The following is a 17,012-nucleotide window of genomic DNA, read 5'->3' on the forward strand; positions in this document are numbered from 1 at the left end:
CGGTCTTGGTGCAACTACTCGACGAGATCGACGCCGTCGAAGGTGAAGTCGCCCAGCGGGCTCTGGACGAAGCCCTGGACTTCCTTGCGCATCGGCACGATCGCCAGCGAGTGGTCGAGCGTCGCCCACGGCGCCTCGCGCTTGAAGACCACCTGCGCCTGCTTGTAGAGCTCGGTGCGCTTGGCCTGATCGGTCTCCTGCTTGGCCTTCACAACCAGATCGTTGAACTCCTGGTTGCACCACTGCGCGCGATTGTTGCCGCCGACGGCGTCGCAGCCGAGCAGGGTGTGCATGAAGTTGTCCGGGTCGCCGTTGTCGCCGGTCCAGCCGAGCATGACGGCGCCGTCACGGTCCTTGGCCTTCGACTTGTCGAGATACTCGGCCCATTCGTAGGAGACGATCTCGGCCTTCACGCCGATCTTGTCGAAGTCGGCCTGGATCAGCTCGGCGGCGCGGCGCGCGTTGAGCATGTAGGGACGCGCCACCGGCATGGCCCAGAGCTTCATCGACAGGTTGCTGACGCCGGCATCTTCGAGCATCTTCTTGGCGGCGTCCGGATCATACGGATCGTCCTGGGTCTCCTCGTTGTAGGACCACATGGTCGGCGGGATCGGGTTCTTGGCCGGCGTAGCCGCTCCCTGGAACACTGCGTCGACGATCGCCTGCTTGTTGATCGCCATGTTCAGCGCCTTGCGCACCTCGACCTTGTCGAACGGCGCCTGGGTGGTGTTGTAGGCGACATAGGCTACGTTGAGGCCTTCCTGCTCGGACACCTTGAGCGCCGGATCGGACTTCATCGACGCCACGTCGGCAGCGTTCGGATACGGCATCAGGTGGCACTCGCCGGCCTTCAGCTTCTGGTAGCGGACAGCCGCGTCGGTGGTGATGGCGAACACCAGATCATCGATCGGCTGCTTCCCGCCCCAGTAGTCCGTATTGGCCTTGTAGCGGATGACCGCATCCTGCTGATAGCCGACGAAGGTGAACGGACCAGTGCCAAGAGGCTTCTGGTTCAGCTGGTTCATGTTGCCGTCGGCCTGCAGCTTGTCGGCATATTCCTTCGACATGATCGATGCGAACGGCATCGCGACGTTGGCAAGGAATGGCGCTTCCTTGGCCTTCAACGTGAACTTGACGGTGTGGTCGTCGATCTTCTCGATGTTCTGGATCAGTTCAGGCATGCCCATGCCGGCGAAGTATTCCCAGGACGCGCCCTCGACATACTTGTTCCAGGGGTGATCCGCCTTCCACTGCCGCTCGTACGAGAAGACCACGTCGTCGGCATTGAACTCGCGGGTGGGGGTGAAGAAATCGGTCGTCTGGAACTTCACGCCCTTGCGCAGCTTGAAGGTGTACTGCAGACCGTCGTCGGAAACCTCATAGCTCTCGGCCAAGCCCGGTTCGGTCTCGGTGGTGCCCTTCTTGAACTCGAGCAGGCGATTGTAGACGGGGTGCGCCGAAGCGTCGAAAGTGTTGCCGCCCGTGTAAAGCCCCGGATCGAAGCCCTCTGGCGAGGCCTCGGAGCAGAATACGAACGTCTTGGCCTGCGCTACGCCCGTCAGCGCCGTCGCTGCGAGCAGCGCCGCCGCGAACGTCAATTTCTTCAACATTGGATACTCCCCTGATATGTGAGCCAAGCCCCTCTAGCAGGCTCGAGAAGGCGGCATATAAGCAGTATTTCCTTGGGTTTGGAACACCCCGCTTGATTTACCTTCGGAAAAGGAATTTTTGTTCGCAAGAGAACCTAGACTTGGTCGATTTTTTCTTCGCGTCAAGTTTTTCCATGCCGACTCGGAAATGGCCGTCCCGATATCGTGTGAGCCGGGCCCCGCATGGCGAGTGATCTTGCCGTCTATGCCGGGCTGTTCCTGGCAGCACTTGCAGCCGCGACGATCCTGCCGATGCAGTCGGAGGCAGCGCTCGTCGCACTTCTACTCAGCGACCGCTACCCGGCCTGGGCGCTCGTCACCATCGCCAGCCTGGGCAATGTAGGCGGATCAGTGATCAACTGGCTGCTAGGCCGGAGCATCCTGCACTACCAGGACCGCAAGTGGTTCCCCGCCAGTGCTTCGTCGCTGGAACGGGCGCAGCGATGGTACCGGCGTTACGGAAAGTGGTCGCTGCTCCTGTCATGGGCTCCGATCATCGGCGATCCGCTCACTGTGGTTGCGGGAATCCTGCGCGAGTCGTTCCCAGTGTTCCTTCTGCTTGTAACGATCGCCAAGATCGGACGATATCTCGTCCTGACCGCAGCAACTTTGGGCCTGTCATAAGACAGGCGTTGCCGGCCGGCAGCTTGTCCAAATGCGGAGCCAGCACCAGGTACTCCAGACTTCGAGACTTGCATGCGGCGAAGATCAGGCACTACACATGTTAGAGAAGAGATGCGGTCGGCTGGCTGGATTGGGCGAGACCGCCGGGAGGGAGAAAGCAATTGTCTGATGTTGCGAGCGGGGCGGCCACTCAAATCTCGAAACCCTGGCTAAAGAGCTATCCCAATTCGGTACCGGCCGAAATCGGCCCGCTCACGGATACTTCCATAGGCGAGTTCCTGGTCAAGGCCTGCCAGCGCCACGCTGCGCGCCCTGCCTTCTCGTGCATGGGCAAGACGATGACCTACGGCGAACTCGACAAAAGGTCGGCCGCCTTCGCCGCCTGGCTGCAGTCGAGGGGGATCGGCAAGGGGACGCGCGTGGCTCTGATGATGCCCAACGTGCTTCAGTACCCCGTGGCTATGATGGGCACCTTGCGCGCCGGCTGCACGGTGGTGAACGTCAATCCGCTCTACACAACACGCGAACTCGAACACCAGTTGAAGGATTCCGGGGCCGAGGTCATCGTGATCCTGGAGAACTTCGCGTCCAAGCTGCAGGCCTGCATCGAACGCACCTCCGTGCGCCACGTTGTCGTCACCAGCCTCGGCGAGTTGCTCGGAACGAAGGGCTTCATCGTCGACTTCGTCGTCCGCCACATCAAGAAGATGGTTCCCGCCTGGTCATTGCCGGGCCACACGCCGTTCAAGAGTAATCTATCCGCAGCGGATCGGCCGAAGCCGGTTGAAGTCGGGCCGGACGATGTGGCATTTCTCCAGTATACCGGAGGAACCACGGGCGTCGCCAAGGGCGCCACGCTGCTTCACAGCAACGTTCTCGCAAATGTCGAACAGCTCAGAGTCTGGCTGGACGCCGCCTACGTGGTGCGGCCTCGGCCCGAGAACCTGACCTTCGTCTGTGCGCTGCCGCTCTATCACATATTCGCGCTCACGGTGGCCGGGCTGATGGGCATGCAGCAGGGTGCACTCAACCTGCTCATCACCAACCCCCGCGACATTCCGGGTTTCGTGAAGGAGCTCAGGAAGCAGCCGTTCCACTTCTTCCCGGGCCTGAACACGCTTTTCAACGCGCTACTCAACAATGAGGAGTTCCGTAAGCTCGACTTCCGTCCGCTCGTGCTGACGATGGGCGGCGGAATGGCCGTCCATCACGCCGTCGCCAAGCGCTGGCAGGAGATAACCGGGGTCGCCGTCACGGAGGGCTATGGGCTGTCGGAGACCTCGCCCGTTGCTACAGCCAATCGCGTCGACCGCGCGGAGTTCACCGGTACGATCGGCCTGCCGGTGCCGTCGACCGAGATTGCGATCCGGGATGAGGAGGGTCGCGACCTGCCCATCGGCGAGGTCGGCGAGATCTGCATCCGCGGGCCGCAGGTGATGGCGGGCTACTGGAACCGGCCTGACGAGACGGCCAAGGTCATGACAGAGGACGGGTTCTTCAAGTCGGGCGACATGGGTTTCATGAACGAAGACGGTTACGTGAAGATCGTCGACCGCAAGAAGGACATGATCCTGGTCTCTGGCTTCAACGTCTATCCGAACGAGTTGGAGGACGTCGTGGCACAGATGCCCGGCGTGCTGGAGGTCGCTGCGATCGGCGTGCCCGACGAGCACTCGGGCGAGGTACCAAAGCTCTTCATCGTCAAGAAGGACCCTGAACTCACCGAAGAGGCCGTGCGCGACTACTGCCGGCAGAACCTGACCGCCTACAAGCGCCCGCGGCATATCGAGTTCCGTTCCGAACTGCCGAAGACGCCGGTGGGTAAGATTCTGAGAAGAGCGCTGAGGGAGTAGCGCGGCTTACCGATAGCCGGTCGCGTCGGCGGGCTTGCCGGCTTCCTCGACCTCCACGATGTAGCGCCAGGCATCCGGCCGCGAGCCATCGAGGTCCGTGAAGCCGTAGACCTGAGCCAGGCCGCCGCTCGACAGCGACTGGCCGTTCCACCGCACCTTGTCGGGATCGGCGGCGAGCGCAGCGATGGCGCGGCCGACGAAACGCGGCGTCTCCGAGATCACGAAGTGCGGGACCTTCTCGGTCGCGTCGCGCCAGTTCCCCTCGCTGACGCCAAAGTGCTCCAGCATCATCTCCGAGCGCAGCCAACCCGGCGTGACCGAGACCGCGGTCGCGCCGTGCGGCGCGAGATCCTTCGCATGCGCCCAGGCCATTCGGTTCGCCGCCACCTTGGCGAGGTCATAGAAGGGCGACAGGCGGTAGTGGTCGGCGTTGTATTCCGCCGTGCCGTCAGTCACCTCCACAAGCAGACCGCCCGGCCGCTCGATCAGCAGCGGCAAGGCAAAATGCGCCGTGATCAGATGCGTGTCGACGCCGAGCCGCAGCAGACGCAGCCCGTTCTCAAGGTCATGGTCCCAGACCGGCTTGTTCCATTCGAACAGCTTTTCCCCGCCCCAGATGTCGTTGACGAGGATGTCGAGCCGGCCCTGCTCGGTTCGGATGCGCTCTACCAGCGATCTCACCTGATCGGGCTCGAGATGATCGACCTGCACGGCGATCCCCTCGCCGCCTGCAGCCGTGACCAGTTCCGCAGTCTCCTCAATGGTCTCCGATCGCTGGTATTCCGACTGGTGCTGCCGGGTGGTGCGCCCGGTGACGTACACTGTGGCTCCGGCCGCGCCGAGTTCAATTGCAATGCCGCGGCCGGCGCCGCGCGTGGCGCCGGCGACGAGCGCTACCTTCCCACGAAGTTTCATGTCGGTCTCCCTGGCAGGCGAGGATGAAACAGGCTGGCGCAGTCTGCACCAGCAATATATAAACAATCATTCGGTTATATTGGGAGTCAAGATGCCTCGGCCGAAAACCATGTCCGACGAGGAAGCGCTGCAGGCCGCCCTCGATCTAATTCATATCCGCGGCCCCGAGGCTCTGACCTTCGCCAGCCTCTCGCAGTCTTGCGGCCTTTCGCCGGCCACTCTGGTGCAACGCTTCCGAAGCAAGGAGGAGTTGAAGCAGAGCGCCTTGCTGCTCGCCTGGGACCATCTCGACGTGCGCACCCGGGCTCTCGCCCAAAGGATGCCGAAGACACCCGCGGGCGCCATCGCCCTGCTCGTTGGCCTATCGCGCAGCTATGGCGGGATAGAAGCCTATGCCGAAGGTTTGCTTGTGCTGCGGGAGGATTTTCGCGACCCCACGCTCAGGGCTCGCGGCGCCAAGTGGAAGCAGGAACTCTCACGCGCCCTGGACGTCTGCTTCGCCGATTTGAAAGGCGCCCCGGCAGGAATCGGCCTGCTTATGGCGGCGCAGTGGCAGGGAGCCCTGCTGTGGTGGGGTTTCGAGCCAGACGGCAAGGTGGAGGATTTTATCGCGCAGGTGCTGGAGCGGTTCGTCGGGCTGGTGGCGAGTGGATCGACAAGCAGCAACCAATACAAGGCCAAATGAGCGACGCTCAACCTTCTTAGTCAGCTCACTTCCACCCTCAGTAGGGCTGGCAGATCGGCCACCGAATCCAGCAGCACATCGGCCATCGGGGTGAGGCTCTCGCGCGTGCCGGTGCCCGACAGCACGCCGATGGCGAGGCCTGCGCCTCCGGCGCGCGCCATTTCGAGGTCGTGGCGATTGTCGCCAATGATCGCCACCTGCGAGGGTTTTAGGCCAGTCAGATCACAGAAGGCGTGCACCGCGTCAGGCGCGGGCTTCGGTCGGGCAACGGCATCATACCCGTAAGCTGCTTCGAACAACTGGGCGATGCCGAGCGCGGCGAGCGTCTTTTCCGCACCGCCAGTCGAGTCGTTGGTGACGACCCCCAGCTTGAGGCCCGAGGCATGCAGGGACGCGACAGCTTCGCGGCTCCCCGGCAGCGGGACGGATTGAAGCGCCCCCTCCTCCGCCGTGATGCGGTCGAAGGCGACCGTCATCTCAGCGCGCTCCGCCGGCTCTACTTCCGGATACCAGAGCGCGATGATTTCGGCGTTGGTGCCGGCCGCGAAGACAGAGTCCGCCTTGAAGCAGCGACGCTCGAAATCATAGCCGGCGATGTCGAGCAGCCGATCCGCTGCACTGCGATCCCCGCCTGCGGCCTGCAAGGCGAGCCGATCACCGACCGCAAACCAGGTCGCCTGGAAATCGACCAGCGTCCCGTCCTTGTCGAACAGGATCCCCTTGATGTCACGCACGTCTTGTTACCCGCCCTGCCTCAGCCGGTGGATATGGGCCACCAGACCGGCCGTCGAGGCGTCGCTACCAGCGGCATCCTTCTTCCCCTCCACGACGGGCTGCAGCGCGGTCGCCAGTTCCTTGCCGAGTTCAACGCCCCACTGGTCGAAGGCATTGATGCCGAACAACTGCGCTTCGACGAAGACGCGGTGCTCGTAGAGCGCGATGATGCGGCCCAGCGTGCGCGGATCGAGCATCCGGTAGAGGATGGTAATCGAGGGACGATTTCCCGAGAAGACGCGATGCGGCGCGATTTCTTCGATCTCCTCGGCGCTCCCGCCCTTGGCGCGCATCTGGCTCCTGGCCTCTTCGAGAGTGCGCCCCTTCATCAGCGCTTCCGATTGGGCCAGGCAGTTCGCGAGCAGCAGGTCGTGGTGGTTGCGAAGGTCCGGCTCGTGTCCCTCCGCCGCCGCCAGGAATTCGACCGGGATGATGTCCGTTCCCTGGTGCAGCAGTTGGAAAAAGGCGTGCTGCCCATTGGTCCCGGGCTCGCCCCAGACCAGCGGACCCGTGGGCGTCGACACCGGAAGGCCGTCGATGGTGACGCTCTTGCCGTTCGATTCCATGTCGAGTTGCTGCAGATAGGCGGGCAGGCGCGCGAGCCGCTGGTCGTACGGGATGACGGCGCGCGCCGGATAGTTGCAAACGACCCGGTGCCAGTAGCCGACCAGGCCCATGACGATCGGAATATTCTCAAGCAGCGGTGCCGTCGCGAAATGCCGGTCCATCTCGTGGGCGCCGGCCAGCAATTCGCGGAACCTCTCCGGACCGACCGCGATCATGACCGGCAGACCGATCGCCGACCACATGGAGTAGCGGCCACCGACCCAGTCCCAGAAGCCGAACACGCGGTCTGGCACGATGCCGAAGGCGGCGACCTTGTCCAGCGCGGTCGAGACCGCCGCGAAGTGCCGCCCCACGGCCTGGGCACCGAGCGCCCGCTCGATCCAGCGGCGCGCAGTGGCGGCATTGGTCATCGTCTCGATAGTCGTGAAGGTCTTCGAGGCGACGATGAACAGCGTCGTCTCCGGATCGAGCTCCTTCAGCGTGTCATGGATGTGCGCGCCATCGACGTTGGAGACATAGTGGGCGCGAGGCCCGTCGTGATAGGGGGCGAGCGCCAGGGTCGCCATCGCCGGTCCCAGATCCGACCCGCCGATGCCGATATTGACGATGTCGGTGATCGGCTTTCCCGTGGCTCCGGTGGCCGAGCCGTCCCGGACGGCTCGCGCAAACCGATCCATCGCATCCAGCACCGCCTGGACGTCCGGCATGACATCGACACCGTCGAGGACGACAGAGGAACCGGGCGGATTGCGCAGTGCCGTGTGGAGGACGGCGCGGTTCTCCGTGATGTTGATCTTCTCACCGGAGAACATGGCATCGCGACGGGCCGCCACACCCGCGGCCTCGGCGAGCGAAGCGAGCAGCCGCATCGCCTTTTCATCCACGGCGCATTTCGACCAGTCGAGAAGGAGGTCTCCATCGGCAAGCGAGAATCTCGCGAATCGATCGGGATCATCGGCGAACGCCTTGCGCATGTCACCCGGGGCATGGGCGCGATAGGCGCGAAGTGCGTCGAGCGCTTGTTGAAAAGCTGGCGAGGTCACGAGTGTTGCTCCGGCTTCGGCAGGGTTTGGCCACAGCCCTAGCACGGCCCGGCCTGTTCGGGGAGAGAACTTCCAGGTGGAGAAGGCGAGAGTTGGGCCAGAGGCGCCAGATTGCACAGTGTGGCATAACCGCAACCATCACTGGTACAAATCATAGCGATTAGAATTATTCATTGGCGCAGTCGATTGGACCAGCGATAGCTTCCTTTCGGTACACGCGAAATGCCGGGGAGGGGCGCCCATGTCGCAGCGAAACGATACGGCCATATGGTCTGGCCTCTTCCGGATCTCGCCGGAGTCCGGCCAGACGCTTCAGGCGCAGATCAGGCAGGCGATCGTCGCCGCCATTCTCGACCGGCAGATCGCAGCCTCGATGCCCCTGCCCTCTTGCCGCATCCTTGCGGAAAAGCTGGGCGTCGCGCGCGGCACGGTGGTGCTTGCATTCCAGCAACTCGTCGACCAGGGTTTTCTCATCGCCAAGGAACGCCGCGGGCACTTCGTCAATCCCGAGGTCCTCACCACGCCGGCGAAGCCGAGTGCCAAGCAGGCCGACAACGCCAACGAAGTGGATTGGAAGTCGCTCAGGCAGTTCACGCCAAGCGCGTTCCCGCGCCCGGCCAAGCACGAGAACTGGATCAAGTCGTCCTACCCCTTCGTCTACGGGCAGTTCGATCCGGCACTGTTTCCGACCGCGGAATGGCGGGAGTGCAACCGCATGGCGCTGGCGGTGCTCGAGATCCGCAACTGGGCCGCGGACATGGTCGACCGCGACGACCCGCTGTTGATCGAACAGATCCAGGCGCGCCTCCTACCCCGGCGAGGCATCTTCGCCAACCCGGACGAGATCATCGTGACGCTCGGCGCGCAGAATGCGCTCTACATGCTGGCGACGCTGCTGATGACCAAGGGCAGCAAGGTCGCGATGGAGGATCCGGGCTATCCCGATGCGCGCTCCATATTCCGGCTGGCCGGCGCGGACGTGCATGGCGCTCCGGTCGACAATGACGGGATCGTCACCTCATCGATACCCGACGATGCGCGTTTCGTGTTCGTGACGCCCAGCCATCATTGCCCGACCATGGTGCCGCTCTCGGCGGAGCGGCGGCAGGACCTGCTTTCGCGCGCCGCACGCAACAGCCAGATCATCATCGAGGACGGCTACGACAGCCAACTCATCGACGAGGCTCCGCAGCAGGCGCTGAAGAGCCTCGACCGCTCGGGCCGCGTCATCTATGTCGGCTCGATGTCGAAGACGCTCGCACCCGGCCTGCGCATGGGCTACATCGTGGCGCCGGCGGAACTGGTCGCGGAGTTGCGCGCGCTGCGCCGCTTCATGCTCCGACATCCTCCGGCCAACAACCAGCGCGCGGTGGCCCTCTTCCTGTCGCTCGGCCATCACGAGGCACTGGTACGGCGTCTTTCAACCGCGTTCGAGGAACGGCGCAAGCGCCTCGCTCAGGCGATCGGCGCCTTCCTGCCGGAATGGCGCACCACGGATTCCGCCGGCGGCACCTCGCTCTGGCTGGAAGGGCCGCGCGGAACCGACGCCCGCAGCCTGGCGGAAGCGGCATCGGCGCGCAGCGTCATCATCGAACCGGGCGACCGCTTCTTCGACATGACGCCGAAGCCGACACGCTTCATGCGGCTCGGAATCTCATCGATCTCGCTGCAGCATATCGAGCCGGGAATTCGGGAGTTGGCGACCGCGGCGGGACGGCGACCAGCCGCCGCCTGAGTTTTCGTTAAGGCCAGACCGAGTGCAGCGTAACGACCGCTGCCTCGCCAGTTGTGTCATTCCCTACTGATGGAACCGTCGCCAGGATCGATGGCTGGTTCATCGGATCCGCTCTCGATCACGCCGAAGTCGCGCGATCTGACGCCCGACTTGGCCATCGCGAAGCCTTCGGCCGCCAGTCCTCTTCTGAGCAGTTCGCGAACGGCCGCGGCGCGGCTTGGCATACGCTTCTCGAAGCGCCAGTTCTCCACCGCTTCCAATTCTTCCGCGCTCAGCATGATCTGCAAGCGCTCACCGCGTTCGAGTTCTGTCATGGTAGTGCCCGAGAGATCGAAGAATGCTGCCAGAGTGCGCAAAGTGAGTAAGTGGATAATTAGGTGGTTTTGAAGCTTTTGCAAGCATCTGTGGCTGGTGCCCCATGAGCAGCCGTTGACGCAACGACGCCTGCTCCGCAAGGGACTGGAGCAACCCCTTAGGCTGACAATGATAACTATCTGTTTTTTATAAGTAATTTTATGAAATCGGTTGCCCGTTCCAGCACTTCGTGATACGGTCTGTTTTCAACGTTTTCGGCCCATCCGATTGCGAGGGCGCTATGAAACGACCTTTCTCTCAATTGCTGAAATCCGACATTCTTCGGACTGCGCGGAGCGCTGCTTCGACGCTCGGAGTCATAAATATTCCGCTGCTTGCAGAGCAGGTTAGAAAGCGCAACGAAGCGGAGAATATCGCCCTCGAGGACATTGAATACGAGTTGCTCCAACAGGCGCAATTGCTGAACGTAGTGATGGAGTTCGATGCCGGCCGACGCTAGCCCGGCAAGCCGCGTGGCCCATCTTTAGCTAGCCGATCTCCTCGGGGGCACGATCGAAAGCAGAAGGATTGGTTAGCGGCAGTCCGATTGCCCTCCCCGGCCGAGGCGAAGACGCCGGCGAGCGCGGTCGCCTCAGCAATCAGTGCAGACGCGAGCGGCGTATGCGGATCGCGCTTCGTGGCGATCAGCCCGACGAGATGTCTGGCGTCGATCCAGCAGCGGCCGCACCACGAGGCCCGCGGTGGTCAACCCCTGGCCGCTTCCTCGAGCGTGGCAATGTCAAGCTTGATCATCTGCATCATGGCCCGCATGGCGCGCGCAGCCTTCGCCGGGTCAGGATCGCCGATGAGACGCGGAAAGATTCTCGGCACTATCTGCCATGACACGCCGTACTTGTCCTTAAGCCAGCCGCACTGCACTTCCCGGCCGCCATCTGCGGTCAACTTCGACGAGTATTCGTCGACCTCGGCCTGGTCGTCGCACATGACCTGGAACGAGATGCTGTCGTTGAAGGAAAAGTCGACCTTGCCTCCGTTCAACGCCACGAACGCCCTGCCCTCGATCTCGAACTCCGCGGTCAGCACGGCCCCCTGGGTTACATGAGGCTCGCCTCCGCCGGGCGCCCTGGTCACTGCGGTGACCTTTGCGTTGCGGAACACGGACGCATAGTATTGCGCGGCATCTTCGGCTTCCTTGTCGAACCACAAGCAGGTGATGATCTTTTCCATCGCTCTTTCCTATGTTCGTTGTCTTCGATCCAAGGACGGTCCGACAGGGCTCTTGCCGACATCCGCCGCCAATAAAATGTCCGTCCCGGCCATCCCCTTTGGTTAATTCGCCCGGTAACCTCTCGCTAAGAGTGCTCCTGCAGGTTGTCCCGAAGTGTGACGCCCGCCCTGCGGAGGTGCTGGATTGCTTCGCGAGCAAACGATCGGGGTGGAAGCGGAGCCGTCCGCGGCGGAGGCCGCCGAGCATCAACGCCTCGATGCGCTCGATCGCCTGGACGCGGTGGACGCGCCGCGCAACGAATCCTTCGACCGGATCGCGCGGCTGATCCAAACTATCTTCGAGGTGCCGATCGCGCTCGTCACGGTTATCGATGCCCACCGGCAGCTCTATAAGGCCTGCATCGGCCTCAACATCGAGCAGGTCGAGCGACGCGACACGATCTGCAGAATGACGATCCAACAGGAAGGTCCGATGATCATATCGGACACACTGGCCGACCCGAACTTCGCGACCCATCCGCATGTCACCGGCGGTCTGAAGGTACGCTTCTATGCCGGAGCGTCGCTGAGGACGCCTGATGGGCACAACATCGGGACGGTTTGCGCCATCGACACAAAGCCCCGCTCCTTCAGCGAACGCCAGACCCGCGTCCTGGCGGAACTGGCGGACATGACGGTCGAGTATATCGCGCTCCGCCAACTTGCTTCGATTGATGCGCTGACGGGAGCCCTGACCCGGCGGGCGTTCCGGGAAAGCGGCGAACGGGCCATCGCCCTGGCGCAGCGCCACAAGCACAATCTCAGCCTCATCGCTCTCGACATAGATCACTTCAAGAGAGTCAACGACAGTTTCGGCCATGCGGCGGGCGACCAGGTGCTGGCAGCGGTCGCCAGTGCCTGCGCCGCCAATCTTCGTCAGAGCGACGTGTTCGGGCGCATCGGTGGCGAGGAGTTCGCAATCATCCTGCCGCACACGCATCGGAGCGGCGCCTTGGAGGTCGCGGAGAAGCTGCGGGCAGCGATCGCCGGAACGGAGTTCCGGCTCGGCGGCGAGCCTTGCCAGATCACGGCGAGCTTCGGCGTCTCGACGCTGGACATTGCCACGACCGATGTCGACGGCCTGCTGGCCAATGCCGACGCCGCCCTTTACCAGGCCAAGGCGGAGGGGCGAAACCGCGTCATTGGCTGGCGGCCGCAGCCCTCGCCCGAGAGCCACGCGCGCCGGCGCGTGCTGAAAGCCGGCCAAATCCACTTCAACCGGCGCATGTCCACCGTGGATTGCACGGTCAGGACCTTGTCCGAGGAGGGCGCCGGCCTGGACCTGTCGAGCTCTTATGGTCTTCCCGAGAAGTTCAATTTGATGATCCGCTCCGACGGCATCGACCGGCCGTGCAGGATCGTTTCGCAGACGGAACGACACGTCGAGGTCGAATTCTGCTGATCCGGGCGACAAGGTCGGGAGGAGTCCAGCGGCGTCGCCAGGCCATCCGACGGCGCATGCATCTCTAGGTGCAGCGCTTGAGAGGAGCTTAAGTCGCATGCCGCTTGGTGTTCTGCCTTATCTGCATTATCTGGAGCGCATTAATCAGGAAAGAGCGCCGCCATGTCCGTCACCCGCGAAGCCGTCATCGAGAAGCTGAAGACGATCAAGGGTCCGGATCTCGAAGGCGATATCGTCTCGCTCGGCCTCGTCTCGGAGATTTTCATCGCCGATTCCAAGGTGTTCTTCTCGATCACCGTGCCGGCCGCGCGCGCCCAGGAAATGGAACCGCTCCGCGCCGCCGCGGAGCGTGCCGTCAAGGCCATTTCGGGCGTCGCAGGCGCCGTCGTGGCGCTTACGGCCGAGAAGAAGGGCGGCGGCATGGAAGCCCCCGTTCGCAGGCCGGCGCCGCAACAAGCCGGGCCGCGCCCGGCTAGTGCCACACCGAGGCCGGCGCCGCACGCGCCTGCCTCGCACGGCCAGGGCAAGCGCGGCATTCCCGGCATCGAGGCGATCATCGCGGTCGCCTCCGGCAAGGGCGGCGTCGGCAAATCCACCACGGCGGTGAACCTTGCACTCGGTCTCGCCACCCAGGGTCTTCGGGTCGGACTGCTCGATGCCGACATTTACGGGCCGTCCATCCCGCGTCTCCTGAAGATCCGTGGTCGTCCGCAGACCGTCGACGGCAAGATCCTGAAGCCGATGGAGAACTACGGGCTGAAGCTGATGTCGATCGGTTTTCTCGTCGACGAGGAGACGCCGATGATCTGGCGCGGACCGATGGTCATGTCGGCGCTCACCCAGATGCTGCGCGAGGTCGAGTGGGGCCAGCTCGACGTACTGGTCGTCGACATGCCTCCGGGAACGGGCGACGCGCAACTCACCATGGCCCAGCAGGTCCCGCTGGCGGGCGCGGTGATCGTCTCGACGCCGCAGGACCTTGCGCTGATCGATGCGCGCAAGGGGCTGAACATGTTCAAGCGGGTGGACGTGCCCTTGCTCGGCATTGTCGAGAATATGAGCTACTTCGTCGCTCCCGACACCGGCAAGCGCTACGACATTTTTGGGCACGGCGGGGCCAAGCGCGAAGCGGAGCGCCTTGGGGTCACCTTCCTGGGCGAAGTTCCGCTCGAGATGGCAATTCGCGAAAGCTCCGACGCCGGCGCGCCGGTCGTGGTCTCGGAGCCGGAGGGTCGCCACGCTAAGATCTACCGCGATATCGCTGGAAAGGTCTTGGAGCGGCTGCGCGAAGAGCAGGGCCGCACGGCGGCCGCGACGCCCGCGATCGTCTTCGAATAGGCTATCGAGCCACCGAGGGCTTCAGGCGCCGTCCACCTTTTCGGCGCCGCTTACTGTCTGGTTGAAGCTCGAGAAAAACTCGCCTGCCAGTTTCTTGGCGGTGGAACTGATCAGCCGGCTGCCAAGCTGGGCGATCTTGCCACCCACCTCGGCCTTTGCCGCATATTTCAGCAGCGTCTGGTCGGATCCGGTCTCCGAAATCGTGACGTCGGCGCCGCCTTTGGCGAAGCCGGCTACTCCGCCCTTACCCTCGCCAGTGATCGTATAGGAATGCGGCGGGTTGAGGTTGCTCAGCGTGACCTCGCCGTTGAACTTCGCCTTGATCGGCCCAATCTTCAGCACCACCGTCGCGGCCAACTCGGTGTCGGACTTCTTCTCGAGGCTCTCGCAGCCGGGGATGCAGGCCTTCAGGACCTCCGGGTCGTTGAGGCTGGTCCATACCTTGTCGATCGGGGCGGCGATCGTCTCCTCGCCCTCAATGATCAGCGCCATGCTGCTCCTCCCTTCGCGTACACGCAGGCGTAGCCGAGGCGGACCGCGCTGTCTATCGGACGAAGGTGCTTATGGGAGATGAACCATTCGAATGAGTCAGAGGGCTGGCGGCATATGGCTCTAGGCCATTCGGGCGAAAGTTTCACGATTACAGCGCGCTAGCACTCTAGGCAACCGAGTGCTAAGATGCTTTCGCAAGTCTCCTGAAATGCCAACATCGGCAAACCAGCTCGATTGCCGCCCGGAGCTTGCCGAAGATCGCATGCCGCTCCGGCCCAGCCGGACCGGAGCGGAGGAACTTCAGAAACTGTTTGTCCCGTGAGGAGAACGACATGACGTTCCGTCCATTGCATGACCGCATTCTGGTTCGCCGCATCGAAGCGGATGAGAAGTCCGCAGGCGGGATCATCATCCCCGACACCGCCAAGGAGAAGCCGCAGGAAGGCGAGGTCATCGCCGTCGGCTCCGGGGCGCGTGACGAGGCGGGCAAGCTCATTCCGCTGGATGTGAAAGTCGGCGACCGCATCCTGTTCGGAAAATGGTCCGGCACCGAGATCAAGCTCGAGGGCGCGGACCTGCTCATCATGAAGGAAAGCGACGTGATGGGCGTGATCGAGGACGCCGGCGGGCTGAAAAAAGCCGCCTGACGGCCTCTTCGAACCAATCAGTCACCGAAAGCTGCCTATTGAAGGGAGTGATCCAAATGGCTGCCAAGGAAGTGAAATTCCATTCGGACGCGCGCGAGAGCATGCTGCGCGGTGTCAGCATCCTGGCCGATGCGGTGAAAGTGACGCTGGGTCCCAAGGGCCGCAACGTCGTCATCGACAAGTCGTTCGGCGCGCCTCGCGTCACTAAGGACGGCGTCACCGTCGCCAAGGAAATCGAGCTTGTCGACAAGTTCGAGAACATGGGCGCGCAGATGGTGCGCGAAGTGGCATCGAAGACCAGCGAGGTCGCCGGCGACGGCACCACCACAGCCACCGTGCTTGCCCATGCCATCGTGAAGGAAGGAGCCAAGGCCGTCGCCTCGGGCATGAACCCGATGGATCTCAAGCGCGGCATCGACAAGGCAGTCGATGCGATCGTCGCGGAGCTGAAGGTCAATGCCCGCAAGGTGACCAACAACGACGAGATCGCCCAGGTCGGCACAATTTCCGCTAATGGAGACGATTCCGTCGGCCAGATGATCGCGGAGGCGATGCAGAAGGTCGGCAACGAAGGCGTGATCACTGTCGAGGAGGCCAAGACCGCCACCACCGAACTCGACGTGGTCGAGGGCATGCAGTTCGACCGCGGCTATCTCTCGCCTTACTTCATCACCAACCCCGACAAGATGCGCGTCGAGCTCGAGGAGCCCTACGTGCTGATCCATGAAAAGAAGCTTTCTAACCTGCAGGCCATGCTGCCGGTGCTCGAGGCCGTCGTGCAGTCCGGCAAGCCGCTGCTCATCATCGCCGAGGATGTTGAGGGTGAGGCGCTTGCCACGCTGGTGGTCAACAAACTGCGCGGCGGCCTAAAGGTCGCGGCCGTCAAGGCACCCGGCTTCGGCGACCGCCGCAAGGCGATGCTCGAGGACATCGCCATCCTGACCGGCGGCACTGCCGTCAGCGAGGATCTCGGCATCAAGCTAGACAATGTGACGCTGCAGATGCTCGGCCGTGCCAAGAGGGTGGTCGTCGAAAAGGAGAACACGACCATCGTCGACGGTGCCGGCCGAAAGGAAGAGATCCAGGGCCGCGTCGCCCAGATCAAGCAGCAGATCGAGGATACCACCTCCGACTACGACCGCGAGAAGTTGCAGGAGCGCCTCGCCAAGCTTGCAGGAGGCGTAGCGGTGATCCGCGTCGGTGGCTCGACCGAAGTCGAGGTCAAGGAGAAGAAGGACCGCGTCGACGACGCGTTGCATGCCACCCGTGCGGCGGTCGAGGAAGGCATTTTGCCCGGCGGCGGCGTCGCGTTGCTGAGGGCCGCGAAGGCAGTCGACAATCTCACCGTCGACAATGCCGACCAGAAGCATGGCATCGAAATCGTTCGCCGCGCGATCGAGGCACCGGTGCGCCAGATCGCCGAGAATGCTGGCGCCGAAGGTTCGATCATCGTCGGCAGGCTGCGCGAGAAGACCGAGTTCGGCTTCGGCTGGAACGCCCAGACCGGCGAGTTCGGCGATCTCTATGCCCAAGGCGTGATCGATCCGGCGAAGGTCGTGCGCGCGGCGCTGCAGGATGCAGCCTCCGTCGCCGGCCTGCTGGTCACCACCGAGGCGATGGTGGCCGAGAAGCCGAAGAAGGAATCCGCTGCTGCGGCAATGCCCCCGGGCGGCATGGATTTCTGAGGAGAGCGAACCGGCGCCCGCT

General features: G+C 63.3%; 16 protein-coding genes. 9 read left to right on the forward strand and 7 right to left on the reverse strand.

What is annotated here, in order from left to right; all coding sequences use genetic code 11:
- Positions 1–14 precede the first annotated feature (14 nt).
- Positions 15–1,610 (reverse strand): ABC transporter substrate-binding protein, encoded by a 1,596-nt coding sequence (locus tag HUI96_RS15730; protein WP_188255625.1) that lies wholly within the window; start codon positions 1,608–1,610, stop codon positions 15–17.
- A gap of 222 nt (positions 1,611–1,832) precedes the next feature.
- On the opposite strand from HUI96_RS15730, the gene HUI96_RS15735 reads away from it, so the two are divergent.
- The gene (locus tag HUI96_RS15735) at positions 1,833–2,273 is read left to right on the forward strand and encodes a YqaA family protein (protein WP_188255626.1); all 441 of its coding nucleotides are present in this window, start codon (positions 1,833–1,835) and stop codon (positions 2,271–2,273) included.
- Positions 2,274–2,434: 161 nt separating this feature from the next.
- Positions 2,435–4,126 (forward strand): long-chain-fatty-acid--CoA ligase, encoded by a 1,692-nt coding sequence (locus HUI96_RS15740; RefSeq protein WP_237684154.1) that lies wholly within the window; start codon positions 2,435–2,437, stop codon positions 4,124–4,126.
- 6 nt (positions 4,127–4,132) lie between these two features.
- Here the strand turns inward: HUI96_RS15740 and HUI96_RS15745 are convergent, their stop codons facing one another.
- Complete coding sequence (locus tag HUI96_RS15745; protein WP_188255627.1) at positions 4,133–5,041, reverse strand: SDR family oxidoreductase; 909 nt, start codon at positions 5,039–5,041, stop codon at positions 4,133–4,135.
- Between the two features lie 91 nt (positions 5,042–5,132).
- Here HUI96_RS15745 and HUI96_RS15750 point away from each other — a divergent pair, with 91 nt between their 5' ends.
- A complete protein-coding gene (locus tag HUI96_RS15750; RefSeq protein ID WP_188255628.1) occupies positions 5,133–5,726 on the forward strand; it encodes a TetR/AcrR family transcriptional regulator in 594 nt (197 codons plus the stop codon).
- Between the two features lie 20 nt (positions 5,727–5,746).
- On the opposite strand, the gene HUI96_RS15755 is transcribed toward HUI96_RS15750, so the two are convergent.
- Positions 5,747–6,460: an HAD-IA family hydrolase gene (locus tag HUI96_RS15755; protein ID WP_188255629.1), complete on the reverse strand. Its 714-nt coding sequence runs from the start codon at positions 6,458–6,460 to the stop codon at positions 5,747–5,749.
- A gap of 6 nt (positions 6,461–6,466) precedes the next feature.
- Positions 6,467–8,110, reverse strand: coding sequence for a glucose-6-phosphate isomerase (gene pgi, locus HUI96_RS15760; protein WP_188255630.1), 1,644 nt, complete (start codon positions 8,108–8,110; stop codon positions 6,467–6,469).
- A gap of 241 nt (positions 8,111–8,351) precedes the next feature.
- Here pgi and HUI96_RS15765 point away from each other — a divergent pair, with 241 nt between their 5' ends.
- Complete coding sequence (locus tag HUI96_RS15765) at positions 8,352–9,845, forward strand: PLP-dependent aminotransferase family protein (RefSeq protein WP_188255631.1); 1,494 nt, start codon at positions 8,352–8,354, stop codon at positions 9,843–9,845.
- Positions 9,846–9,901: 56 nt separating this feature from the next.
- Here the strand turns inward: HUI96_RS15765 and HUI96_RS15770 are convergent, their stop codons facing one another.
- Entirely contained in the window at positions 9,902–10,159 is a 258-nt protein-coding gene (locus HUI96_RS15770; protein ID WP_188255833.1) for a hypothetical protein, read from the reverse strand.
- 281 nt (positions 10,160–10,440) lie between these two features.
- Between HUI96_RS15770 and HUI96_RS15775 the strand changes: the two genes are divergently transcribed.
- Entirely contained in the window at positions 10,441–10,659 is a 219-nt protein-coding gene (locus HUI96_RS15775) for a hypothetical protein (RefSeq protein ID WP_188255632.1), read from the forward strand.
- A gap of 245 nt (positions 10,660–10,904) precedes the next feature.
- On the opposite strand, the gene HUI96_RS15780 is transcribed toward HUI96_RS15775, so the two are convergent.
- Positions 10,905–11,387: a VOC family protein gene (locus HUI96_RS15780; RefSeq protein ID WP_188255633.1), complete on the reverse strand. Its 483-nt coding sequence runs from the start codon at positions 11,385–11,387 to the stop codon at positions 10,905–10,907.
- Between the two features lie 184 nt (positions 11,388–11,571).
- On the opposite strand from HUI96_RS15780, the gene HUI96_RS15785 reads away from it, so the two are divergent.
- Together HUI96_RS15785 and HUI96_RS15790 are read left to right on the forward strand one after the other, a co-directional pair.
- Positions 11,572–12,828: a sensor domain-containing diguanylate cyclase gene (locus HUI96_RS15785; RefSeq protein WP_188255634.1), complete on the forward strand. Its 1,257-nt coding sequence runs from the start codon at positions 11,572–11,574 to the stop codon at positions 12,826–12,828.
- 162 nt (positions 12,829–12,990) lie between these two features.
- Positions 12,991–14,166, forward strand: coding sequence for an Mrp/NBP35 family ATP-binding protein (locus HUI96_RS15790; protein ID WP_188255635.1), 1,176 nt, complete (start codon positions 12,991–12,993; stop codon positions 14,164–14,166).
- A 21-nt stretch (positions 14,167–14,187) separates the two neighbouring features.
- Here the strand turns inward: HUI96_RS15790 and HUI96_RS15795 are convergent, their stop codons facing one another.
- A complete protein-coding gene (locus HUI96_RS15795; protein WP_188255636.1) occupies positions 14,188–14,658 on the reverse strand; it encodes a CoxG family protein in 471 nt (156 codons plus the stop codon).
- Between the two features lie 332 nt (positions 14,659–14,990).
- Here HUI96_RS15795 and groES point away from each other — a divergent pair, with 332 nt between their 5' ends.
- Both groES and groL read left to right on the forward strand, forming a co-directional pair.
- Positions 14,991–15,305 (forward strand): co-chaperone GroES, encoded by a 315-nt coding sequence (groES, locus tag HUI96_RS15800; protein WP_188255637.1) that lies wholly within the window; start codon positions 14,991–14,993, stop codon positions 15,303–15,305.
- 56 nt (positions 15,306–15,361) lie between these two features.
- Positions 15,362–16,990 (forward strand): chaperonin GroEL, encoded by a 1,629-nt coding sequence (gene groL, locus HUI96_RS15805; protein WP_188255638.1) that lies wholly within the window; start codon positions 15,362–15,364, stop codon positions 16,988–16,990.
- The last annotated feature ends 22 nt before the right edge of the window (positions 16,991–17,012 follow it).

The organism is Pseudaminobacter soli (ex Zhang et al. 2022) (assembly GCF_014595955.1).
GTDB lineage: Bacteria > Pseudomonadota > Alphaproteobacteria > Rhizobiales > Rhizobiaceae > Kumtagia > Kumtagia pseudosoli.